This window comes from Sulfitobacter mediterraneus, from assembly GCF_016801775.1.
GTDB classification, from domain to species: domain Bacteria; phylum Pseudomonadota; class Alphaproteobacteria; order Rhodobacterales; family Rhodobacteraceae; genus Sulfitobacter; species Sulfitobacter mediterraneus_A.
Map to the genome: position 1 here is coordinate 1,034,022 of NZ_CP069004.1, position 24,292 is coordinate 1,058,313.

The 24,292-nt window shown below is 58.9% G+C and carries 21 protein-coding genes and 1 other RNA gene; 12 read left to right on the forward strand and 10 right to left on the reverse strand.

All coding sequences use genetic code 11. From position 1 onward, the window contains the following. Positions 1-28: 28 nt before the first annotated feature. Entirely contained in the window at positions 29-1,870 is a 1,842-nt protein-coding gene (locus JNX03_RS05035) for a BCCT family transporter (protein WP_203211328.1), read from the forward strand. Positions 1,871-1,949: 79 nt separating this feature from the next. Here the strand turns inward: JNX03_RS05035 and JNX03_RS05040 are convergent, their stop codons facing one another. From JNX03_RS05040 to JNX03_RS05060, 5 genes are all read right to left on the reverse strand, one after another. Continuing rightward, positions 1,950-2,369, reverse strand: coding sequence for an HIT family protein (locus tag JNX03_RS05040; protein WP_203211329.1), 420 nt, complete (start codon positions 2,367-2,369; stop codon positions 1,950-1,952). Between the two features lie 61 nt (positions 2,370-2,430). Further along, positions 2,431-2,913, reverse strand: a complete 483-nt coding sequence (locus JNX03_RS05045; protein WP_203211330.1) for a hypothetical protein — start codon at positions 2,911-2,913, stop codon at positions 2,431-2,433. After that, positions 2,910-3,896 carry an acryloyl-CoA reductase gene (gene acuI / locus JNX03_RS05050; RefSeq protein ID WP_203211331.1) on the reverse strand — a complete coding sequence of 329 codons (987 nt, stop codon included), beginning with the start codon at positions 3,894-3,896 and terminating at the stop codon, positions 2,910-2,912. Before acuI ends, JNX03_RS05045 begins: the two co-directional genes overlap by 4 nt. A 100-nt stretch (positions 3,897-3,996) precedes the next feature. Next, positions 3,997-5,100 carry a dimethylsulfoniopropionate demethylase gene (locus JNX03_RS05055; protein ID WP_203211332.1) on the reverse strand — a complete coding sequence of 368 codons (1,104 nt, stop codon included), beginning with the start codon at positions 5,098-5,100 and terminating at the stop codon, positions 3,997-3,999. Continuing rightward, positions 5,100-5,609 carry a DinB family protein gene (locus tag JNX03_RS05060; protein ID WP_231024145.1) on the reverse strand — a complete coding sequence of 170 codons (510 nt, stop codon included), beginning with the start codon at positions 5,607-5,609 and terminating at the stop codon, positions 5,100-5,102. The genes JNX03_RS05055 and JNX03_RS05060 overlap by 1 nt, the downstream gene beginning before the upstream one ends. Positions 5,610-5,813: 204 nt before the next feature. On the opposite strand from JNX03_RS05060, the gene JNX03_RS05065 reads away from it, so the two are divergent. From JNX03_RS05065 to JNX03_RS05110, 10 genes are all read left to right on the forward strand, one after another. Beyond that, complete coding sequence (locus JNX03_RS05065) at positions 5,814-6,548, forward strand: FadR/GntR family transcriptional regulator (protein ID WP_203211333.1); 735 nt, start codon at positions 5,814-5,816, stop codon at positions 6,546-6,548. A 132-nt stretch (positions 6,549-6,680) separates the two neighbouring features. Then, entirely contained in the window at positions 6,681-9,689 is a 3,009-nt protein-coding gene (locus JNX03_RS05070; RefSeq protein ID WP_203211334.1) for a methyl-accepting chemotaxis protein, read from the forward strand. 44 nt (positions 9,690-9,733) lie between these two features. Beyond that, positions 9,734-10,083: a transfer-messenger RNA gene (gene ssrA / locus JNX03_RS05075) on the forward strand. Positions 10,084-10,167: 84 nt separating this feature from the next. Further along, positions 10,168-11,313, forward strand: coding sequence for an amidohydrolase (locus JNX03_RS05080; protein ID WP_203212143.1), 1,146 nt, complete (start codon positions 10,168-10,170; stop codon positions 11,311-11,313). 127 nt (positions 11,314-11,440) lie between these two features. Further along, positions 11,441-12,256, forward strand: coding sequence for a chromate resistance protein ChrB domain-containing protein (locus tag JNX03_RS05085; RefSeq protein ID WP_203211335.1), 816 nt, complete (start codon positions 11,441-11,443; stop codon positions 12,254-12,256). Continuing rightward, a complete protein-coding gene (gene chrA, locus JNX03_RS05090) occupies positions 12,253-13,509 on the forward strand; it encodes a chromate efflux transporter (protein WP_203211336.1) in 1,257 nt (418 codons plus the stop codon). The genes JNX03_RS05085 and chrA overlap by 4 nt, the downstream gene beginning before the upstream one ends. 70 nt (positions 13,510-13,579) lie before the next feature. After that, complete coding sequence (locus tag JNX03_RS05095; RefSeq protein ID WP_203211337.1) at positions 13,580-14,059, forward strand: SspB family protein; 480 nt, start codon at positions 13,580-13,582, stop codon at positions 14,057-14,059. Positions 14,060-14,173: 114 nt separating this feature from the next. Further along, positions 14,174-15,565: a class II fumarate hydratase gene (gene fumC, locus JNX03_RS05100; RefSeq protein ID WP_203211338.1), complete on the forward strand. Its 1,392-nt coding sequence runs from the start codon at positions 14,174-14,176 to the stop codon at positions 15,563-15,565. Continuing rightward, complete coding sequence (locus JNX03_RS05105; protein ID WP_203211339.1) at positions 15,562-15,738, forward strand: DUF4169 family protein; 177 nt, start codon at positions 15,562-15,564, stop codon at positions 15,736-15,738. The genes fumC and JNX03_RS05105 overlap by 4 nt, the downstream gene beginning before the upstream one ends. Further along, entirely contained in the window at positions 15,735-15,959 is a 225-nt protein-coding gene (locus tag JNX03_RS05110) for a ribbon-helix-helix domain-containing protein (protein ID WP_203211340.1), read from the forward strand. The genes JNX03_RS05105 and JNX03_RS05110 overlap by 4 nt, the downstream gene beginning before the upstream one ends. Positions 15,960-16,360: 401 nt before the next feature. Here the strand turns inward: JNX03_RS05110 and JNX03_RS05115 are convergent, their stop codons facing one another. The 4 genes from JNX03_RS05115 to JNX03_RS05130 all read right to left on the reverse strand — a co-directional run bounded on the left by JNX03_RS05115 (position 16,361) and on the right by JNX03_RS05130 (position 20,766). Beyond that, positions 16,361-17,254, reverse strand: coding sequence for a fructose bisphosphate aldolase (locus JNX03_RS05115; protein ID WP_203211341.1), 894 nt, complete (start codon positions 17,252-17,254; stop codon positions 16,361-16,363). A gap of 74 nt (positions 17,255-17,328) precedes the next feature. Further along, entirely contained in the window at positions 17,329-18,681 is a 1,353-nt protein-coding gene (locus JNX03_RS05120; protein ID WP_203211342.1) for a cytochrome P450, read from the reverse strand. Then, positions 18,678-19,949, reverse strand: coding sequence for a hypothetical protein (locus tag JNX03_RS05125; RefSeq protein ID WP_203211343.1), 1,272 nt, complete (start codon positions 19,947-19,949; stop codon positions 18,678-18,680). Before JNX03_RS05125 ends, JNX03_RS05120 begins: the two co-directional genes overlap by 4 nt. A 64-nt stretch (positions 19,950-20,013) precedes the next feature. Next, positions 20,014-20,766, reverse strand: a complete 753-nt coding sequence (locus JNX03_RS05130; protein WP_203211344.1) for a cytochrome c biogenesis CcdA family protein — start codon at positions 20,764-20,766, stop codon at positions 20,014-20,016. 93 nt (positions 20,767-20,859) lie between these two features. Between JNX03_RS05130 and JNX03_RS05135 the strand changes: the two genes are divergently transcribed. Further along, a complete protein-coding gene (locus JNX03_RS05135) occupies positions 20,860-21,087 on the forward strand; it encodes a sulfurtransferase TusA family protein (RefSeq protein ID WP_203211345.1) in 228 nt (75 codons plus the stop codon). 114 nt (positions 21,088-21,201) lie between these two features. Here the strand turns inward: JNX03_RS05135 and JNX03_RS05140 are convergent, their stop codons facing one another. Next, the gene (locus JNX03_RS05140; RefSeq protein ID WP_203211346.1) at positions 21,202-24,069 is read right to left on the reverse strand and encodes an Rne/Rng family ribonuclease; all 2,868 of its coding nucleotides are present in this window, start codon (positions 24,067-24,069) and stop codon (positions 21,202-21,204) included. Positions 24,070-24,292 lie beyond the last annotated feature (223 nt).

Sequence of the window (24,292 nt, forward strand, 5' to 3'; positions counted from 1 at the left end):
CAGCGATCGACAAACAGGGACACTTCTCATGTCAGTCAAACCTCCTTTTACGGATCTAGATATCCAAACGCAGGATGGCGGATTCTACGAAGGCTATAGCCTTCCAATTGCCTTGATATCAAAGATCAGCATGGTTCTGCTGGTGCTATGGGCTCTTATCTTTCCGCTCAATGCCGGCAGCATGCTGTCGAGCATCAACTCAACATTGCTGCAAAGCTTTAACACCTTCTACATTCTTGCCGTTGGTGCCTTTGCGTTCTTTCTCTTTGCCATCGCGTTGATCCCGTCCACGGGCAAGCGCGTCCTGGGCACACCGGGCCAAAAGCCGGAGTTCAGCAACTTTTCCTGGTTCTCGATGATGTTCGGCGCCGGTCTGGGTGTGGGTCTGATGACCTTTGCCACGGCAGAACCTCTTGGCCTTTGGGGCTCCAACCCGGTGCTGCTGTCCAGTGACATTGCACCAAATACCCCCGAGGCACTGCAATCTGGCTACCGCTATACCTTCGCGCACTATGGCTTTCACGCCTGGGCGATCTATGTCGTGACCGGTCTCAGCCTTGCCTATTACGCCTACACACGCGGCATGCCGCTGACGATCCGTTCGGCGCTGACGCCCCTCATTGGCAAATATGCCAACGGGTTTTTTGGCCACGTGATTGACGTGCTTGGCGTTGTGGCAACGATCCTTGGTGTATCCGTGACAATCGGCTTCGGCGTAAGTCAGCTTGTTGATGGTGCTTATGCGATCACCGGCGCAGGCTGGTTGATGGACACCACAGGTGACACACCAACAGCCACCAAAGCGGGCCTGATCACAGCACTTGTGATGATCATGGCGCTGTCGATCCTTTCGGCGGTTTCAGGGGTTGGGCGCGGCGTTAAGTGGTTGTCAAACATCAACCTCGTGCTCTCGCTGATCCTGCTTTTGACATTCGTGATCTTTGGCTCGTTCCTCTTTGCGATGACAACCTATGCATCGGCATTTGTGGATTACATCCTCAACTTCATCTCGCTGAGCTTTGCCGCACATGGTCCGGTTTCGGCTGACATGTTCGCCTCGACGGCACCTGCGGCAGTTCAGGCACTGGAGGCCGACCAACTCGCAACGGTCTATGGCGGTGCGACAAACGCATGGGGCAGCTTTGGCGGCTTCACAACCAGCGTTGCGGATGCGGGCATCACCTTGTCCGAAGCAGACCTGGCCGCCGCCTATGCAGCCGGTACCGAAGGACGCCTCTTCAACTGGCAGGCCGGTTGGACCACGTTCTACTGGGCTTGGTGGATCGCGTTCTCGCCATTTGTTGGTCTGTTCCTGGCCCGCATTTCCAAAGGCCGCTCGGTGCGTGAATTCGTATTGGGCGCCGTGATTGCACCATCCCTGGTTTGCTTTGCCTGGATGACCATCCTCGGCGGCACAGCCATTGATCTGGAACTGTCCGGCACCGCAGATGGCGCCATCATCGCGGCCTCCAACTCGGCCAAACTGTTCGTGACACTGGAACAGATGCTGTCGGGCGGTGTGCTTCAGGCGCTGATCGTCATGTGTGTTGTACTGATCATGACCTTCTTGGTGACTTCCGCGGACTCCGGCATTCTGGTGATGAACACCATCATGTCCGGCGGTGCAGAAGAAACCGGCGTCAAACACCGTATCATCTGGGGTGTGATCCTGACGCTGGTGATCGGCACGCTGCTGCTGGCCGGCGGTGGCGGCCTGTCGGCCCTGCAAAACGCGATGATCATCGGGGCATTGCCCTTTACGATGGTTATGGTTGGCATGGTGCTGGCGCTGATCAAGGCGCTTTACAACGATGGACGCCGCGACAGCGCGGGCATTGCAACAGATGTCGCAGGCCAGCCCGCTGAATAAGCGCTAGACCACTCAAAGCAAACAAAAAAGGCGGCGTCCGGGAAACCGGGCGCCGCCTTTTCATTGCGCGAAAGAGACCTCAGTCGATGGCCGCTGCGATCGCCTCGGCATGGCCCTTGATCAGATCCATGTCCCCCATCGTGCCCGCAGGGCGCATTGGCACGCCCGCATGGCGCGGATGGATGTGGAAATGCAGGTGAAACACCTCCTGCCCGCCTGCCGCTTCACTGAACTGTTGCAGGGTGATCCCATCAGCCTCAAACGCGGACTTGGCTGCGTTTGCCACTTTCTTGACCGTCGCCATACAGGCTGCCAACTGCTCGGGCGAGGCGTCTAGAATGTTGCGGCACGGGGTTTTGGGGATCACCAGACAATGCCCGTCACTGCGGGGCATGATGTCCATAAAGCAATATGTTGCGTCGTCCTCGTAGACCTTGAAACTGGGGATCTCCCCCCGCAGGATCTTGGCAAAGATATTATCGTCGTCATAGGCGGTCATCGTGGTCTCCTGATCTCTTTGCCCCTGTCTAAAGGCAAGGCGGCCCGCCGTCGAGACACCCCTAAACCAACCGCGCCCGCGCCGCCCTGAGCAAGGACCGCGCATAGAACCGATGTAGCGGAACTATGGCCCGCGCCAGCCAGGGCAACTCCTGCCCGGCGCGCGGCACAACCGCCGATCCAAACAACAAGCGTGTTCCGCCCTCGGCGGTGTCCTCCACCGACAGATAAGACCGCGTATGCCCGCCCAGATCGCGCATCAGGATCTGCCCGTCACCGCGCCCCTCTACAGTCCAGGCAGCATAGGCATCCGCCGACCCCGCCGCCACCGGCGCAACGTCCCAATTGATGGGTCTGCCCCGCAAATGCGCCCGCAACACCAGTTTTTCCAAACCAAACAGCCAACTGCCGTAAAACGCTTCCAGAAAAGCAGGCAGCGCCACCGTTTGCGGCAGCGCTGTCTCAAAACAATCGGTGTAACACCCTGCCTGCGCGGCATAGCGCTGCAACAGCGCCTCCTCCGGCAGGGCACAAGCGGCGATCATCCCGCGTTCACATCCACAACAACGCGGCCCTGCACCTGCCCCTTGAGGATATCGGCCCCAAGCTGCGGCAAATCAGCCAAGGTGGCCGGGCGCACCATCGCTTCCAGCTTCTCCATCGGCAGATCTTTTGCGATCCGCTCCCAGGCGCGCAACCGGTTGTCATAGGGCTGCATCACGCTATCGATGCCCAAAAGGTTCACCCCGCGCAGCAGGAACGGGATCACGGTCGCCGGAAGACCGGCACCGCCCGCAAGACCCACCGCCGCAACGCTGGCGCCATATTCCATCTGGCCCAGAACCCGCGCCAACATGGCGCCGCCCACAGCATCCACACAGCCGCCCCAGGTTTCGCCCTCCAGAGGGCGCTTGACGGTCTCGTTCAGCTCCTCACGCGGCACGATCTGGCTTGCACCAAGATCGCGCAGATAGGCTTCGGTCTCCGGCCGTCCGGTAACTGCCGCCACCTTGTACCCCAAATGCGCCAATATCGCGGTCGCCACAGACCCAACGCCGCCAGCAGCCCCGGTCACCAACACCGGCCCGGCCTTGATCCCGTGATCCTCCAGCGCCATGACCGACAACATCGCGGTAAATCCGGCCGTGCCGACCGCCATCGCCTGGCGCGTGTCCAGACCCGCAGGCAGCGGCACCAGCCAATCGGCCTTCACCCGTGCCTTCTGGGAATAGCCGCCCCAATGGGCCTCGCCGACGCGCCATCCCGTCAACACCACCTTGTCACCGGGCTTGTAACGGTCATCATCCGAAGCCTCGACCGTTCCGGAAAAATCAATTCCCGGCACATGCGGATAATTTCGCACCAAGCCGCCCCCCGGCCCGATGCACAAACCATCCTTGTAATTCACCGTCGAATACTCAACTGCCACCGTCACTTCTGCCTGCGGCAGCTGATCCAATGTCATCTCCTCTACCGCGGCAGAGGTCTTGCCATCCTCATCCTTGTTCACAACCAGTGCTTTAAACATCTCATTCTCCATTCCGGGGACTGTCCCCCTCATGCCTTTTTGGCTCTAAATATTCCGGGGGTGCGGGGGCTGGCCCCCGCTCCTGCCCTCTGATCTTGTCTCAGGACCAAAAGCCCTCGCGCACCACCGCGCCGCGCAGGCCGCCGGGCGTTTCCACCTGCAAACGCCTGCCCGGTGCCCAATGACTTTTGCGCACCATCCCGATGGCAACATTGGTCTGAAAATCCGGTGACCACACCGCGGAACTGACATGCCCGACCTGTCGGCCTTCGTCAAACAGCGGCCACAGCCGATCACAGCCCGCCACTGGCTCGCCCTCAATGTCAATCGCGCGGATCTGCTGCACCGGCCCTTCATCCGCGCAGGCTTGCAGGGCCGAATGCCCGATGCAATGGGCCTCGGGCCCGACCTTGCAGAACTTGCCCAGCCCACATTCAAACGGCGTATTGGCGCGGGTCATGTCATTGCCATAGCTCAGCAGCCCGCCTTCGATCCGCTCAATCAGGTTCGGACAACCGGCGCGGACATCCAGATCTTGCCCCGCCTCCATCAATGCGTCCCACAGCGGCATGCCCAGATCACTCCCCTCCAGGTAGATTTCAAATCCACCCTGTTTGGAATAGCCCGACCGTGCCACGACCAGCGCCCGCCCCTGAAAATCAAAGCGGCCGAACCGGAAGAACCGCACATCGCGCACCGCCTCGCCAAAGACCCGTGCCATCAGATCATCGGCCAGCGGGCCTTGCACGCCAAGCGGGCTGACATCCGGCTCCTCAATGGTCACATCCAGGTTCCGGCCAAACGCCACACCCTTGACCCAGAGCAACAGATCGCTGTCGGCAATCGAGATCCACCAGCGATCCTCGGCCAACTTGACGGCCACCGGATCGTTCAACATGCCGCCGGTCTCATCGACAATCGGAACATAGTAACACTGACCGACCTGCATCTTGTCCAAGGCGCGCGGTGTCAGCAATTGCATCAGCTGCGCCGCATCTGGCCCGCGCAATTCAACCTGCCGTTCACAGGACACATCCCAGATTTGCACAGCCTTCTTGAGGTGATGATAGTCCGCCTCGACGCTTTCAAATACCGTGGGCAGCAGCATCCGGTTGTAAACGGTATAGGCCTTTACGCCCGCAGCTTCGACGCCGTCAGAGAAGGGTGTGCGCCGCAGCCGGCGGGAAGGTGAGATAAGTGCCATCAAAGGTCCTCCGGCATAAAAAGAAGATCGGTCACCGGCGCTTTTTGACCGGCGGCGGTAAGCATTGCATGTACTTGGCCCCGATGGTGGGTCTGGTGGTTGAAGTAGTGGGTGATACACAATGAAAGTGGTGTCTTAACTTCTTCCTCCATTGATATGGATTTCCACGTTAATTCACCTGTCAGATCGACCTGTCTAAGGCGATCAGCCCAGGCAATGATCCTCTTGTCGCAGCGAAACCGCTCTGACGACCAGATTGAAATTGTAGGATATAAATCAATGAACTGCGACGCGTTTTCAATCTTTGGATAGTCACCGCCAGCAAAGCGGGACAGCCACAGGAGATCACCCCACAGCAGATGATTCAAAGTCCCCTTAATAGACCCGAAAAACGCGCCACGATCCAGCTCAACCTCCGCATCATCCATCTGTTTAAGAATGGAGTACAACTGGTTGTTTTGCCACAAGTTATATCGAGACATGATCTTAACATAGTCAGGTGTAATCACATTAAGTTCTCCATTTAATTGTCCACTTTCAGAGTGTTAGATATCATTCCTAATGCAAAGCTTGAATGCGAACACGTCTACCTGCGCCTTCGCTTCATTTCTGTGCCCCGGCCTTAAGTTCGAAGAAGCAAAGCCTTTTCAATTCCGGTCAATTTCCCTAATGTCAGACAATTGATAATCCGGCAAACTTTAAATGTAAGACATATGAAAATTGACCCCGAAAATCCGGCAGATTTGCCGGTTCAAATCGCAGCGGCCATTCGTGATGCCATTGTTCAGGGGCGTCTGATCGTTGATCAACGCCTGCCAACCGAGGCCGAGCTTGCCGACAGTTTCGGCGTCTCCCGCCCCACGGTGCGCGAGGCACTTAAACGACTGGCCGCACAATCCCTGATCCGCACACAGCGTGGTGCAACGGGCGGTGCATTTGTCAATCGCATCACATTTCGCGAAGCGCAGCAACAGCAGATCACAACCTCCACCCTGCTGCTTTCCATGAATGACGTCAGTTTCGAAACCGCTTGCGAGGCACGTTTTGCACTGGAACGCGCCTGTGCACCCCTGGCCGCGGAACGCCGCGAAGCGGCACATTTGGCAACCATGCGAGACCAGATCACCCGCCAGCGCAGCGAGGATCTGACGGATGAGGCATTCTGCGCCTCTGATGTGGCCTTTCACCGCGCCTTGGTGGATGCAGCCGGAAATCCGGTTTTGTCCTATCAGCTTGCCGGGGCTGTTGAAGCCATGCAGCCATTGATGAACATGATCACATTCACGGCGCGCTCACGCAGTGGCGTGGCCGATTTGCATCAACAGATCGCTGATGCAGCACAGGCCCGTGATGCCAATGCAATCACCTTGGGGTTGCAGGCCCTTGAACGCGAGACACGCGCGCTCGGGCGTGATGTATTTGCCGCCCGCGCCGGGAATTCCTCCTGACGGACCCATCAGCCACTCCGCGCGAAAGCTGCGCAAAGCTTTCTTAATCTTCATGCCCTAGGGCTGTGCCCGTTGCCCGTTCCCGCCACCTTGCGGGCGGGCACGCCACCATGATGAAGAGATGCATCCCTGATGAAGACACTGCGCATTTCGGCAAAGCTGCCGCTGATCATTGTCGGCCTGTGCTGTTTGGCCGCGGGCGCAATGGGCCTGATGGCGGTGAGCGCGGCACACGACATTTTGGAAAGCCAGGCCCGCACACGACTGTCGAGCATCGCACAGGCGCAGATCGCATCGACCGAGGCCGCGCTGAAGGCAATGCGCACCAGCATTGTCTCTCAGTCAAACTCGCCGGTGTTCAGATCCACCATGACCTCCCTCATTGGCGCATCCGAGGCGATCCCCGGCGACAAAACCGAATACCTGCAAACCCGCTATATCACCGAGGATGAGCATCCCTACGGGCAACGGCAGCTTACCGATTTTGTCAAAGGCCGCGATGCCTACAACCGGGCCCACCGCAAGGCGCATCCCTATTTTCGGTCCCTCACGGAGAAGAACAACTTTTCGGATTTCTACCTGCTCGATGAAAAAGGGTACGTTCTTTATAGTGTGATGAAAAACGAGGACTTTGCTGTCAATCTGGCGAGCGCCGATCACAAAGACCATGGGTTGGCGCGGGTCTTTGGGCGGATCATGTCAGATCCGGCGAACGCCCCGCAATTCGTCTTCGAGGATTTCAGCGACTACCCCCTGAAAGGCACCCCATATTCTGCCTTTATGGCAACCCCGATTCTCGCGTCGAACGGTGCGATCATCGGGGTTTTTGCCGTGCGCATTGAACCTGCCGCCCTACAGCCTTCGGCGGATGCGGCAGAGGGGCTCGGCCAAACCGGGGTTCTGTTTGCCGTTGGTGCGGATGGGCGCATGCGAATTGGCCCCGGCGCCGGAGCGCTGCGCGCCGCGATAGAACAGGACGGGCCGGTTGCAGGGGCGCTCGCGGGTTTGCAGGGTGTGCAAACCGGCAATTCCGACGCAGGCACGCCGGTGATCTCCGCATTTGGCCAGGTGCAGTTCGAAGACAGCCGATGGGCCATCGTTGCGCAGCAAGACACAGCAGAAATGTTTGCTCAGGCCAGTGTTCTGGAAAGATCGGTTCTCGAACGGGGCGTATTGCTTTTGATTGTGGCGGCGATCGTCGCGATTGTCGTATCCAAAAGCCTGACCCGCCCCCTTGACCGTGTTCGTCAATCCATGATCTCGGTCGCTGAAGGAGATTTGACCGCACAAGTGCCCGCAGCACGGCGCGGCGACGAAATTGGCGACATCGCACTCACATTGGACCGTTTGCGCCGCTCCTTGTTGGAGGCCCGCAGCACCGAAGAACGCGCCGCCGTCCTGGGCGCCGCGCTGCAAGCTGCCAGTGCAAGCCTGATGATTGTCGATGAAACTCTCACCGTGCAACACGCCAACACCGCAGCCAACACGATGCTTGCCAGCTTCGGGTCCAACACGGCAAAGGCCGGGGATACCCCCCGGCCCATTGACCTCGCACAGTTTTTGGGCACGGATGCCGAAACTGTGCGCCAGGTTGCCCAAGGTTCCATTCCAGAAAGTACAATCGATCTGGCGGTCGAAGACCGGCGATTGTCGCTCGCCCTCCGCACCTTGTTTGACGGTGATGTGGCTTGCGGCGCTGTTGTGGAATGGATCGACCGCACTGCAGATTTCCGCAAAACCGCGCTGCTCAATGCCATCGAACAGCGGCAATGCATCATTGAATTTACGCCCGCTGGAAAAGTGCTTGAAATCAACAATAAGCTGCAAAATCTACTTTGCGGCACGCGCGAAGATTTTGCCGGGCGTGACGTGGCGCAAATGCTGGTACTCGATCCCGCCAAAATCGCCCATCCGGATGGCTTCTGGCCCGGTGTTTTGGACGCGGGCGCCGTTTGGGGGCAATTTCTGGTGCAGGGCACCGAAGGCCATCAGATTTGGCTGGATGGCGGATTGACCGTTGTGGCGGATGACCAAGATCAACCGCTGACGATTGTGATGATCGGCAATGACGTGTCACAAGCCCGTGCCGCAATGGAAGCGGCCACAGCCGAACAGGAACAAACCGCCCAGGATCAACGCGACGTGGTAACCAACCTTGGCAACGCGCTCAGCCGTTTGGCCGAGGGAGACCTGACCGCCGCCATCAATCAGGCCTTCGCCGGTGAGTACGATCAGCTGCGCCGCGATTTCAACAGCGCGGTTGACGGGCTGTGCGAGACTATGACCGGATTGGTTCGCAGCTCTCACGCCATTGACAGCAGCGCCCAGGAGGTCGCCAGCGCAAGTGATGACGTATTGAACCGAACCAATGCACAATCGGCGACACTGGCCGCAACCGCGCAAGATATCAGCAGAACCACACAGTCCCTCTCTGAAACGGCAGAGCGGTCACAATCCATCAGTGACATGGTGTCAACCACCCGCGAAAGCGCAACCACCTCAAGCCGGGTGATGGGCGATGCGGTTGTGGCCATGGACGAGATCGAAAAATCATCCGCGGCAATCTCAAACATCACAAAACTGATCGAAGAAATTGCCTTTCAAACCAATCTTCTGGCCCTCAATGCCGGAGTCGAGGCGGCCCGCGCCGGCGAAGCGGGGCGCGGCTTTGCCGTGGTCGCCACCGAGGTCCGCGCCCTGTCCCAGCGCAGCTCGAACGCCGCAGCTGACATCAACTCGGTCATCGCCCAAACCACCAAGCAAATCTCTCAGGGCGCAGAACTGGTCGCCCGCGCTGGCGAATCCCTGGATGAGATATTGGGGAAAATCAGCGATATTTCGGTGCAGGTTGTGGACATCGCCAAATTTTCGACCAGCCAGAGCCAAAGCCTGTCGCAGATTGATACCGCTGTGCGCGAACTGGACGAAGTTACACGTCACAATGCGCAATTGCTATCGGACACCACCCAGATCAGCCGCGCGTTGAAGGCCGAGGCGGATGGATTGGTCGCGGCAGGGGCAAAATTCCAGATCTCCACCCTGCCCGATCATGTTGCCGTGCATCCGGCCCATGCCGCGATAGACCAACGGACCTCAGTCAACGCCCACCAAACAGAAAACCGAACGCCGCTTGCCGGATGACCCATTCCGCCCCGTGCCTCAAAATGCGGAATTTTCAACAGCAACCATTTGCAATGCCCCGGCAGCGCCCCTATATTACAGCTGTCCTTCGGGACTATGAACATAAACGCGCTCGTAATAAGCGGATCGGACCCGGGGGCGGTACCCGGCGGCTCCACCAAACATCCTTCATTTGGGGATCATGGGGCCGAAATAGGATCGACGAACGTCTAAAGGGGTTAGCTTTGTTTCGGCTGTCTGCCACCGTTATCGGCGAAAACTGTACAATTGCAAATGACAATCGTGCTCCAGTAGCAATGGCCGCGTAAGCGACCGGAGATACTGAAATCTTAAGTCCTAGCGCCTTGCAGCACTAGGCGGGGTTCGCAGGTACCTGGCAACAGAAACCTGCACTTTCCCCCCCTTCAGGTTCTGCTGCGGATTGTCCGCCTTGTGACTTTGCGCCATGGTGGCGCAAATTGACCCTGAGGTTGTTCCCTTGCTGACAAATTCCGATCTGGTGGAGCTGACCGCTTTCCGCCGTGCCCTGCACCGCCGCCCCGAAATCTCCGGCCAGGAGGCCGAGACTGCCCGCACCATTCAGACGGCATTGGGCGATCTGGCCCCAAGCCGTATCCTGACGGATCTGGGCGGTCATGGGGTCGCGGCGGTCTTTGACAGCGGCCAGCCCGGACCGACGGTGCTGTTTCGCGCCGAACTGGATGCGCTGCCGATTGAGGAACTTTCGGACGCCCCGTGGGTGTCCGATATCCCCGGCAAGGGGCATTTGTGCGGCCACGATGGCCATATGACCATGTTGCTGGCGCTTGGCCGGATGCTGTCGCGGCAGCCGGTGCAAAAGGGGCGCGTTGTCCTGATGTTCCAACCTGCCGAAGAAGACGGCAGCGGCGCGCGGGCGGTGGTCGCAGATCCGGCCTATGCCGAGATTGCGCCCGATTGGGCCTTTGCCATCCACAATGAGCCTGGCAAACCCTTTGGGCATGTGTCCACCCGAGCGGGGCTGATCAACTGCGCCTCGCTGGGCCTGCAAATCCGGCTCAGTGGCAAAACCGCCCATGCCGCAGAACCAGAAGAGGGCCGGTCCCCTGCCTTGGCCGTGGCCGAACTGATCCCGGCATTGGGCGCATTGGGCGTTGGCGGCGCGTTGACCGATGATTTCAAACTTGTGACGCTCACCCATATCAACATCGGCGAGCCGACCTTTGGCATCGCGCCCGCGGACGCGGTGATCAATGCCACCCTGCGCACCGCGCAGGACGACGGACTGGATGCGCTGCAACAAGCCGCCCGGCAATTGGCAACAGAAGCCGCCAAACAGCATGGCTTGACCGTGCAATTTGAGGTGTTTGACCATTTCAACGCCTCGATCAATGATCCGGAGGCCGCCGCCCTAGCCGTTGCAGCGATGGATGCAATCGGGGTTTCGAATGACGACAGCGGCCTGCCGATGCGGGCCTCAGAGGATTTTGGCGTCTTTGGCTGGGACGCAAAAGCCGCCATGCTCTGCCTTGGGCCGGGGGTGGACTTTGCGGCCCTACACAACCCTGATTACGACTTTCCCGATGATCTGATCCCCATCGGTGCGGCAATTTTTGAACGGATCGCGCGCGACATATTGGGCTAGGCGCAACGCGCGCGCCGCTTGACAATGCCGCACATCAATGATGGTTTGACCCTATGGGGAGCAACCGCGAACGCCCCGTGAGGCGCCAGCCAAAAGTTCGCATGTATCCACAAAAAGGACGCATGCCATGGCTGCCCCAAATGAAATCACCGTTCCTCAACTCTTGCGCCTGATCGGCCTGCCCGATGCGCCGGTCATTGTCGATATTTCGATAGATCCCGATTTTGCCGATGATCCCTACCTTATTCCCGGATCTTTCCGGCACCCCCATACCGACATTGAAGGGCTGAAATCCCGATTGCAGGGTCGGGCCTGCGTGATCACCTGTCAAAAAGGTATCAAACTCAGCCAAGGCCTGGCCGCATGGCTGCGCCAGGACGGGATCAAGGCCGAGTACCTCAAGGGGGGCATGTACGGCTGGCGCGACCATGACGCCGCGCCACGCATTCCCTTTGCCGCCATTCCGGCCCCTGTGGCAGGCAGTACGCTATGGGTGACGCGCCACCGGCCCAAGATTGACCGGATCGCCTGCCCTTGGCTGATCCGTCGTTTTGTTGACCCTGCCGCGCGGTTCCTGTTTGTCTCTCCCGCCGAGGTCATGGGCGTCGCGGACCGGTATGGCGCGACCCCATTTGATGTTGAGGATGTGTTCTGGTCGCACCGAGGCGAGAACTGCACCTTTGACACGATGCTGGATGAATTCGCCCTGCACACCGAGGCACTGGACAGGCTGGCACAGGTGGTGCGGGCGGCAGATACCAATACACATGACAAGTCTCCGCAAGCTTCTGGTTTGCTTGCTCTTTCTGTCGGGTTGTCCCGCCAGTACCGTGACGATCTGCAGCAGCTTGAGGCAGGTATGGCGCTTTATGATGCGCTTTACCGTTGGGCGCGGGATGGATCGGACGAGGGCCACGACTGGCCCGCAGGACCACGGCAATGAGCGCACCGAACTGGTCGGAGATGACCCGCATCTTTGGGCGCATTGGCCTGCTTTCGTTTGGCGGTCCCGCTGCGCAGATCGCCCTGATGCACCGCGAATTGGTGGAGGAACGCCCATGGCTGGATGAAGACAGCTATCTGCGGGCGCTGTCGCTGTGCATGTTGTTGCCCGGCCCCGAGGCGATGCAACTGGCCACCTATGCAGGCTGGAGGATGCGCGGGGTTGCGGGTGGATTGCTGGCCGGATTGCTGTTTGTGGTGCCGGGGGCGATTGTGATTGCTGTGCTGGCCCTGGGCTATGCCTATTTTGGCCAGCTGCCGCTGGTGCAGGCGGCATTTTTGGGCATCAAGGCAGCGGTGATCGTTGTGGTTTTTCAAGCCCTGAGCAAAGTGGCCGGCAAGGCGCTGCATGGGGTGCAGGGATGGGCGCTGGCGTTGCTATCTTTTTTGGCGCTCTTTGTTTTTGGCTTGCCCTTTCCCTTGATCATTCTTGCCGCTGGCCTTTGGGGCATGATTGCCGCGCGGGGGACAGCGTCGCCCGTAAGTAACAACGCCCACACCCCTGCCCGCGCCGTACACAGCCTGCGCACCATTGCCATCTGGGGTGGCCTTTGGGCCGCACCCTTGGCGGCGCTCTGGGCGCTGGATGATCAATTCTTGCTGCAACTTGGGCTGTTCTTTTCCAAGCTGGCGGTTGTGACCTTTGGCGGCGCCTATGCGGTTCTGGCCTATATGACCCAAACCGTGGTGCAGGATTTCGGCTGGATCACCACCGGTCAGATGATCGATGCACTGGGTCTGGCCGAAACCACACCCGGCCCGTTGATCTTGGTGACAGAATTTGTCGCGCTGCTGGCGGGATTTGCCCAAACCGGTGTCACAGGGGCCATCACGGCGGGTCTGCTGGCGCTTTGGGTGACCTTTACCCCCTGTTTTCTGTGGATCTTTCTGGCCGGTCCCTACCTTGAACAGATCAGCGCCCAACCGCGCCTTGCCGGGGCGCTGCGGGCCATTACCGCGGCTGTGGTCGGGGTGATAGCCAACCTGTCAGTCTGGTTTGCCCTGCATGTCCTTTTTGATCAAGTTCACGGCAGTGCCGCCTTGGCCTTGCCGATACCGGAATGGAGCAGTTTCAATGGTTTAGCTGCCACATTCACCATCGCGGCGGCCGTTCTTATGCTGGGCCTGAAACGTGGTTTTGTCCTGAGTATGACGCTTTTGGCATTGGCCGCGCTGGTCTTCGCACTTCTTTAAGGTAGCCTCTTTCCCTTGGCGGCAAATGGCGTATGCTACCCCCAGCCCGAGCGCCAAACCGGAGATGAGGATGAGCCGCGAGATCGACTACGGTAACCTGATGCATGATGCCATGCGCGGTTTGATCCGCAATGTACTGCTCGATGTTGCCGCGCACGGTTTGCCCGGCAATCATCACTTCTTCATCACGTTTGACACCGCCCATCCTGACGCAGAATTGGCCGATTGGCTGTCTGATCGCTATCCCGGCGAAATGACAGTGGTGATGCAGCATTGGTACGACAATCTTGAGGTCACCGAGGAAGGGTTCTCGGTCACACTCAATTTTGGCGACGCGCCAGAACCGCTTTATATCCCCTATGATGCGATCCGCACCTTTGTGGATCCGTCGGTGGAATTTGGCCTGCGGTTTGAACAGCAAGACGGTGATGAAGAGGATGCCGATGCACCGGCGCCCGCGCTTTTGCAGGAACATGAGGACGAACTTGAGGTCGAAGAAGAGACCACAAAAGACGCCGAAATTGTTTCACTGGATAGCTTCCGCAAGTAACTTTGCCCTGCGACGAATGCGACCTGTGGCCTTGCGTTAGCGCCATCGCAGATTGCACTGGCTTGCGCAGACCGCTACACCGCCTGCAAACGCCCACAACGCAGGAACAGCATCATGGCCGATACGCGCACAGAGACCGACAGCTTTGGACCTCTGGAGGTCCCCGCAGACAAATATTGGGGCGCACAGACGCAACGCTCGATCATCAACTTTCCCATCGGTTGGGAAAAACAGCCTGTGGCGATTGTGCGTGCCCTGGGGGTGATCAAAAAAGCCTGCGCCGCGGTGAACCTCGAATTTGGTGATCTGGACGCCGCATTGGCTCCTGCCATCCAGCAGGCCGCGCAAGAGGTGATCGACGGCAAGTTCGACGACAACTTTCCGCTGGTGGTCTGGCAAACCGGGTCCGGTACCCAGTCCAACATGAACTCCAACGAAGTGATCTCCAACCGAGCGATCGAGATTCTGGGTGGCGTGATGGGGTCCAAATCCCCGGTGCATCCGAATGACCATTGCAACATGGGGCAATCGTCCAACGACACCTTCCCCACCGCGATGCATGTGGCCATCGGCATGGTCGCCCGTGATACGCTGTTGCCCGGATTGCGCAAATTGCACGCCGCACTTGAGGCAAAATCCGAAGAGTTCAAAGACATCATCAAGATCGGCCGCACCCATACGCAGGATGCGACGCCTCTGACGCTGGGTCAGGAATTTGGCGGTTATGCCCATCAGATGGCCAAAGGCATCGCACGGGTTGAAGCCTGTCTGCCTGATATTTACGAACTGGCCCAGGGCGGCACGGCGGTCGGCACCGGCTTGAACACCCGCAAAGGCTTTGCCGAAAAAGTCGCAGCAGAGATCGCCAAGATCACGGATCTGCCTTTCGTGACCGCGCCCAACAAGTTTGAGGCGCTGGCCGCCCATGACGCCATGGTGATGTTCTCCGGTGCGCTGAAGACTGTGGCCGCCTCCATGTTCAAGATCGCCAATGACATGCGCCTGCTGGGCTCCGGTCCGCGCTCTGGTTTGGGCGAATTGATCCTGCCTGAGAACGAGCCGGGCTCGTCTATCATGCCGGGCAAGGTGAACCCGACGCAGGCCGAGGCGCTGACCATGGTCTGCGCCCATGTGATGGGCAATGACGCGGCTGTGGGCTTTGCCGGATCGCAGGGTCATTTTGAGCTGAACGTCTATAACCCGATGATGAGCTACAATGTGATCCAGTCGATGCAGCTTCTGGGCGATGCCGCCAGCAGCTTTACCGACAACATGGTTGTGGGCACGCTGGCCAATGAGGCGCGGATCGACAAGCTGATGAAAGAGAGCCTGATGCTGGTGACGGCACTGGCCCCGACCATCGGCTATGACAATGCCACCAAGGTGGCCAAGACCGCGCATAAGAACGGCACCACCCTCAAGGAAGAGGCAATCGCGCTGGGCTTTGTCGATGAAGAGACCTTTGATCGAGTTGTGCGGCCGGAGCAGATGATCGGTCCTAAATGAGCACGCCCATCAACCTGAACAAGGCGCGAAAATCCCGCGCACGCGCCGAGAAGAAAGCGCGTGCGGAGGAAAACAGCGTGAAGTTCGGGCGGACCAAGGCCGAGAAAAACGTGCAAAAGGCGCAGGCAGACAAAACGGTGCGCTTTTTGGACGGGCATAAACGCGAGCCATGAGCGGGCGGCCCGTCAAACATTCCGTCACGCTTAAGGGGCATCGCACGTCGATCTCTCTGGAGGACGAGTTTTGGGCCGAGTTTCGCGCGATAGCGGCGCAGCGCGGCGTGCCGATCAATGCGCTGGTGGCACAGATTGATGCCGAACGCGGGCTGGATCTGGGGCTGGCCTCTGCCATCCGATTGTTTGTGCTGCGCACGTTAAAGGAACGTTTACCTTAACCAGGCAGGGTTGGCGCATCACCCTGCCTGCCGATCTGTCCCCGCAAAACTGGACGACCCATTTGTTTAGCGCCAAAGCCGCCCGAGAGGGGGGCGTGGTCAGGTGCAAAATTCGCGATATCGAACGTTATGTCGGATTGGAGGAGTTCCTGACAGAGCTGAACCGGCGCGGCTTTCACGCGGTAGAGAACGCCGGACAGCTTGTCATTTTCTGCAATCAGGAGCCCATTCGCCTGATAACTGGGCCGATTTTTTCAAAAAAATCGGAACGAAGTCTTTAAAGACTTCGGAAACCTACGGACCCAAATGCGACAAGCCCCCGTTTCCTTCAAAGGAAACGGTCCGAATTCTTTAAAGAATTCGGCAACCACATCCTTTTTGTCCGAGCCGCCTGCCGTGCTTTACGCCACAGAGGCCTTGTAAATCTGATTGATATTTGCCCCAAGCGCCGCGTTAAACTCCGCATCGGTCATCTTTACATTCAGCCCTTCGGTCAGCGCCCGCGAGAAGCTGGCGATCATCTTGGTGTTCTGTGCCAGCCGCGCGCAGGCCTCATCCGTAGAGTAACCGCCAGAAAGAGCCACAACCCGCAACACATTGGCATGATGGGCCAAGGCATCATAAATCCCCGGTTGCTCTGGTATGGTCAGCTTCAGCATCACCAGCTCATCTGCCGACAAGGCCTCAACATGACGCAGCAACGCAGCTGCAAGCACCTGTTCTGCCTGTGCTTTTGTGCCTGAATGAATATTCACCTCGGGCTCGATAATCGGCACCAGCCCCGCCGCGCAGACCTGTTTGGCAACTTCAAATTGCTGGGCGACCACAGCTTCAATGCCCGCTTCATTCGCCTCATGAATGACGGACCGTTCCTTGGTGCCAAAAATGCCGGCCGCCTTGGCACGGTTCAGCAACGCCGCCAGTTCCGGCATCGGCTTGAGCAATTGCACATCATTTTCCTGATCCGCCAGGCCTTTGTCGATCTTCAAAAACGGCACCACGCCGCGATCTTCCCACAGCAATTGCGCCACGGGTTTGTCTTTGATCGTCGCGTCCATCGTGCGTTCAAACAGGATCGCGCCAATCACCTTGGACGAGGTGAAATCATCGGCCAGAATAATCCGCGCCCGCATGTCATGCATTGCCTGAAACATCTCGGTCTCGCCGTTGTAGTCCTCAGGTTCAACGCCATAAAGGCTCAGCGCTTTGGGGGTGGAGCCGCCAGACTGATCCAAGGCCGCAATAAACCCTGCGCCGCTTTGCATCTGCGTCTTTTGTGCGTTGTCGATTGGCATCCTGATATCCCCGCGTTTGAAAATGATTCCGTTTGAATGGGGTTCTAATTCAAAGCCGCCCGCGATGATAGAACCTACCGCCGCTCAAGACGCAGCCAAATGCCGTTCTGCGCCCGCACCGTCAGATGGGCAACCGGCACCGGTGTTTTGTCCGGCTGCACCACGACGCGGTAATCCCGCAAGATCCGCGACAGGATCAGCGGCCCTTCGACCATGGCAAAGCCCGCGCCCGTGCAGACCCGCGCACCTGCGGAAAACGGCATATAGGCGTTGCGCTGACAGGCCTTGCCATTTTCCGTATGCCACCGTTCAGGGTCAAAGCTGTCGGGATTGTCCCACAACCGCTCGTGGCGATGCAAATGCCAAGGGCTCAGCACGAGCTGCGCCCCCTTTGGCACGGGGCGGTCGCGGAAATGCTCCGGGCATCCGGCCTCGCGCACCATCATCGGCACCGGCGGATAAAGCCGCAGGGTTTCACGGAATACATCGCGGCTGATCCTGAGTGCTGACATCACCGAAAAGTCACAGTCTTTCAGAGCCGTAGCCTCATCCGCAACCCGATCCTGCCAATCAGGATAAAGCGCCATCAGATAAAGCGCCCAAGCCAGCGCGGAGGCACTGGTTTCGTGTCCTGCCAGAAAAAAGATCGCCACCTGATCGACCATTTCATCGGTGCTGAACCCTTCGCCCGTCACAGGATCAACGGTGGTCATGATCTTTGTGGCCAGATCATCCGGCGCTGTCCCTGCCGCGATCTGGGCCGCCCGGCTTTGCGTCAGTTCGGTGATCAATTGGCGGATCTTGGCAGCGTTCATGCGGGTGCTTTTGCGGTGCAGCCGCGGCATCCAGCGCGGCAGCGGCACAAATGCGCCCAGGTTCAGGATCGGTTGACTGCGTTGGTAGCTGCGGAAGGCATCGAAGACCTGCTGTGCCAGATGGTGATCAATCGGGATCGAAAACAAGGTGCGAAAGATCACATCGGCGGCGGCATGGCTGGTTTCCGCCTCGATCTCGATGACTTGCCCCGCCTGCCCGTCCAGTCGCGCCGCTGCGGCCTCCGCTGCATCCCACATGGCAGGAAATGTTTCGCGCAGACGTCCCCCTTCAAAGGCCGGATCAATGATGCGGCGCTGGCGTTTCCACGTCTCGCCATTGGTCAGAAACACCGATTGTCCCAACAACGGGCGCAGACCCTCGCTGATCCGGGCGGATTTGGGGAAGTCATCGGGGCGTTCTTTCAAGACCGTTTCTATCAACGCCGGATCATTGATCATGAAACTGCGGAAAAACGGCGTGCGAAATTCGGCCATCCACGCGCGATAAAGCTTGGCGGGCTGCGCCGACAGGATATCGCGGCGAAACAGGCGCATGTACTGCAAAAGCGACACTTTCTCGGGCCGGCTGGGCGGTTTGGGCGGCAGGGTCATGGCGCCATATTCCTAAAGCCGTTCACGGGTGTCTCGATCCGCGATTTCGATGGCGGGCGGCCGGCATAGCGCTGGCCCAACGGGATCGGTCCAGCGGTGATTTGGAAATAATCGTAGTCTTTCGGGCGGTCAAAAGCGCAAAGGTATTGAAAATGCAGCCGAAAAAAACGCCAACGCAGCGCCTTCCACCGCGCCGGGCTCAGGGTTTGGGTAAAGGCCGCGGAAAACACCAATGGCCATTTCTTGCCTTCGGGCGCGACGCCCGACACCGCCACCGGATCACAAAGCGCAAAGGCGCAGCCATCCCCCGGCGCGGTCACATCCACCCAGGTCAGGGCATCCGTGGCTGCCAATTCATGCAGATCGCGGCGCAAACGGTCTGCCTTGGGCAAAAAAGAAACCATCGGAACCACCTGACCCAATGACAAAAAACCCAATGCTGGCCCGGTCTCCGGCACCCGGCCAGCACGGAGCAGATCGGCCAGAACAGACACCGCCAGATACGCCCCAGAGGAATGGCCGACGACCAGCACCTCGCCCACGTCCTCTTGCAATGCGGCCGCAATGGCATCCGAAAACGCGGTAATGCGGGTCTCCAGCTCTGCAGGATACCCACCCCTCTGCGCCGCCGAATAGGCATAATCATGCATCAGGTAGTAGGCGTAAAAGCGATTGTCCTTGCGTTTGAACCAACGCAACACGGCAATGGCGCATAGCCCCCCCGCCACCAATGACAGGCCAATCGACGGATAGAACAGCGGCGTAAAGATCCGACCCGGCCAAAGCTGTTGTTCCAGCTGCCCGAACCCGACCCCGATCAGGCTTGCAATGCCCCAAAACGCAAAACCCGCCAGCAGCAATTGCAACAGCAACATCCCAACCGGATAGAGCGCCGCAATCACCGGTCCCTTGCGCAGCTTCATCAACCGCCAGAGTGCGCCGGTGCAGATGTAGATCCACGCGGTGCGCACGAGTTGCAGATAGGTGCCCGCGATCGAGCCATCCATGGAACCGCGCACAATGTCGGACCAGACCAAAACCTCAAAATCAGCCTGCGCCGCACGGCCATCCATGATCGCGTCCACGTGCCACCCATAATTTGCGCCTGACTTTTTGGGTTTCAACGCAATGTCATAGCCGGAAATATGTGATTGGGCCGCGCCCTCTTTGCGATAGAGTTCGCGATAGCGGCGCGGATGGATCGGATCATAGCCGGGAATGTAAAACACCCGCCGCCGAAAGGGTTGATCTGCGCCTTGCCTGTTCATCCAACAAGTTTAACGGCGAAGACTCCTAAGAGGTAGTGAATTCGCGGGGAAAACCCCGCAGATTTCAGCCCAGGGTCGCCAATGCCGGAAAGGTTTCGAGCAGCCAGAAGGCAAAGCTGCTGAAGGCGCCTGTGACCATTGCCAGCCCGACCAGAACCAGCAGACCGCCCATGATCCGCTCAACCAGTTTCATATGCGGTTTGATCCGGTTCATCACACCCATTGCACGGGTGATAAACATCGCCGCCAGCAAAAACGGCAGCCCCAGACCGATGGCATAAATGCCCAGCAACAATGTGCCTTTGCTGACCGACCCTTCGGAGGCCGCCAGGGACAGGATCGCGCCCAGTTGCGGGCCGATGCAAGGCGTCCAGCCAAAGGCAAAGGCAAGGCCCAGAACATAGGCACCAAAGCTGGAACCGCCTTTGTCACCCGCGTCCAGCCGCGCCTCTTGATCCAGAAACGGGATCCGGAACAATCCGATGAAATGCAGACCAAAGACGATGATCACAACACCCGAGATTTGCGCAAAAAGCACCTGATTTTGCAGGAAAAACGCGCCAAATGCCGAGGCGGTGAAGCCAAGGATCAAAAACACCGTGCTCAGGCCCAGAACAAAGAACAGCGCGGCGATCACAGCACGTCTGCGGGCTTCGCCGCCGCTGGACATATCGTTCAGGGATACACCGCTCATATAGGCCAGATAGGGCGGCACAATCGGCAGCACACAGGGGCTGAGAAAGCTGATCACCCCCGCGACAAGCGCGATAATCATGGCGGGCATCAGACCCGCGTCAATCAGTTCAATTCCAAACATGGGCCACACCTAACCGCCTTCGCGCCCGCCGTCACGCCCCCTTGCGGTCACAACACTGTGGACGGGGTGTAACATCTGATTTATCTCAAACCTATGAAGATTGTAGATCTCGATGCCACTGGGCTGTTGTGCCCCCTACCTGTCCTGAAACTGCGCAAACGGCTTGGCCCTCTGGATGCAGGGGATTGTATGCGGCTACGGGCGGATGATCCGGCGGCGGTGATCGATGTGCCGCATTTCTGCGCCGAGGCCGGACATGCGTTGGTGGAAACCGCGCAAGAGGGTGACGTTCAGGTCTATCTGGTACGCAAGGGCGGCTGACCGTCTGTGGCTGGGTAGCCTCACCAACGGTCTGCTCAGAAAAAGGTATACAACAAAGCAAAAGGCAGGCCCAAAGACCTGCCTTTCTGATTCTTCGTCAATACCTCGGGGCTGTTAGCGCCCCAAGGACCACCAACCGCGCCGCTTTGGCTTTTTCGCCTCTTCCGCTTGATCCGGCTTGGCCTCTGCCACGGGCTCCGCCGCCGCAACAGTCTCGACGGCCTTGGGCTCTTCGGCGGCAACAGGTTCCGGCGCAGGCTCGGGCGCTGGCGCAGCTGCCTGTTCCGGCGCTTTGGCCTCTTCCGGCTCTGATGCAGTTTCCGCCGCCTTGGTCTTGGATTTTGGTGCTGCCTTTGCCTTGGGCTCGGCCTTCGGCTTGGCCTTGGCGCGGGTGCGCTTTGGCTTGGGCTTCTCTTCCGCCGCATCGGCCGATTTTTCTTCCGCCATGGTGGTCTCTGCAGCGGCCTCTTCCGTGGCTTTGCTGTCCGCCTTCTTGGCGCGGCTGCGCGGTTTCGGCTTGGCCTTGGCTTTGGGCTTTTCGTCCTCAGCTGCCTCCGGTGCAGGTTCCGCAGTCTTGGCATCCCCATCGGCGGCCGCTTCTGCCGCTTCTTTCTCGGCTTTGGCTTTGGCGCTGGTGCTGCGGGACCGGCTGCGGGTTTTGGGCTTGGGCTTTTCTTCCGCTACTGGCGTGTCCGCTTTGGCATCACTGGCCGCATCTGCCGCAACCGGCGCCGCGTCAGATTTGGCCTCTTCAGCAGTGTCCTGCTTTGCCGGTTCGGAGGTGTCTGAACCCTCTGCATTCTGGGGCGCATCGGCGTTCTCATCGGCAGAAGACGCGTCTTTGTTGTCTTCGCCGTTCTGATAATCACCGCCACCATTCTTGCCGCGACCACCACGGCTGCGACGCCGGCGGCGGCGGCGTTTTGGTTTGCCCTCGCCGTCTGAATCGCCGCTGTCCTGGTGTGACGATTGCGCTTCTGGGGTCTCTTCATCGCTGGATGTATCGGCCTCATCCTCGTCGATCTGATCCATCAAGGATGTATCAACAGACACGATATGATCGGCCACAGGGGCCACATTGCGTGTCGCGGTCTTGAACTTCTCAAGCGTGAATTCAGGGCTGACCAGCGATGGATCACCTTCGATGCGCACAGACAAACCATAACGCGCCTCGATCTGGGCGATATGTTCGCGCTTTTGGTTCATCAGGAAGTTGGCGATGCCCACAGGGCATTTCACCAGCACTTCGCGAGACCGGCGGCGTGTGCCTTCTTCTTCGATCTGGCGGATGATCGACAGCGCGAGATTGTCATCAGACCGGATCAAACCGGTGCCGTGACAAGCCTGACACGGCTGGGTTGTCGCCTCGATCATGCCGGGGCGCAGACGTTGCCGCGACATTTCCATCAGGCCAAAGCCCGAAATGCGGCCCACCTGAATGCGGGCGCGGTCGGTCTTGAGCTTGTCTTTCATCCGTTTCTCGACGGAGGCGTTGTTCTTGCGCTCATCCATATCGATAAAGTCGATCACAATCAGACCGGCCAGATCGCGCAGGCGCAATTGACGGGCGACTTCGTCAGCGGCTTCAAGGTTGGTTTTCAGCGCAGTTTGTTCAATTGAACCTTCTTTGGTCGCCCGGCCAGAGTTGACGTCAATCGCCACCAAGGCTTCTGTCACACCGATCACGATATATCCGCCCGACGGCAGCTGCACCGTTGGATTGAACATACCCGACAGATAGCTTTCCACCTGATAGCGGGCAAATAGCGGCAGGCCTTCCTCATAGCGTTTCACGTTCTTGGCGTGCGAGGGCATGATCATCTTCATGAAGTCCTTGGCGATGCGGTAGCCGCGTTCGCCCTCGACAAAGACCTCGTCAATCTCGCGGTTGTAAAGATCGCGGATCGACCGTTTGATCAGATCGCCCTCTTCATAGATCTTCGCCGGCGCAATAGATTTCAGCGTCAGCTCGCGGATCTGTTCCCAGAGGCGTTGCAGGTATTCATAGTCGCGCTTGATCTCGGCGCGGGTGCGTTTGGCCCCTGCCGTGCGCACGATCAGACCGGCGCCCGATGGCACCTGAATTTCGTTCGCGATCTCTTTGAGCTTCTTGCGGTCTGCGGCATTGGTGATCTTGCGGCTGATCCCGCCGCCACGGGCGGTGTTGGGCATCAACACGCAATAGCGGCCCGCAAGGGAAAGGTAGGTGGTCAGGGCCGCGCCTTTGTTGCCGCGTTCCTCTTTGACGACCTGCACCAAAAGGATTTGGCGCACCTTGATCACTTCTTGAATCTTGTAACGCTTCGGGCGCGGTTTGCGCACAGGACGGATGTCTTCGCTGTCGTCCTCATCGGCAACAGATTCGATGCTTTCATCCTTGGAGGCCGCGTCGGAGGATTTTGCATCCTCCTCGTCGTCACCCTCATCAGCGTCAGAGCTATCGGCATCTTCGTCCATCGTCGGGGTCTCGACCGGCGTTTCGGTGACCCGTTCCATTGGCGAGGACGCTTCATCGTCGCTGACGGTCACTTCGTCGTCATCGGTCAGATCGACGGTTTCCATACCTTCGATTTCACCAGATGTTTTTGCATCCTCGGTTGTGACGTCCTCGGCTTTGGATTTGGATCGGCTGCGCGACCGTGAGCGCCGCTTGGGCTTGGGTTCGTCATCATCCTTGGCCGCCTGCGCCTCGGCATAGGCGCGTTCTTCTTCCAGCAGCGCCTGACGGTCGGCCACGGGAATCTGGTAATAATCGGGATGGATTTCCGAGAACGCGAGGAAGCCGTGGCGATTGCCACCGTAGTCCACAAAAGCCGCCTGCAGGGACGGTTCGACCCGTGTTACCTTGGCGAGATAGATGTTGCCAGCAAGCTGGCGTTTGTTTTCGGATTCAAAGTCAAATTCCTCAACCTTGTTTCCGTCGACCACCACAACCCGAGTTTCCTCGGAGTGGGTGGCATCGATAAGCATTTTCTTAGGCATAAATCCACTATGCACAACAATCGCGCGGCTGCGGTCCCCGGGGGTGCCTCAGGCTGCGTTGTGTGACTTGTCAGGGCGATGTGGGACGCGGGCAAGACGGGGCCAAAACTGGCCTCTGGTCGTCTGCTCATAGCGTGTGCGCGCGTCATCGCGGTTCTTCTCCGACGTGACAGGGCGGACCCTGCACATCCATTGTTAACTGGTTTCATCCGGGGTTGCCCCG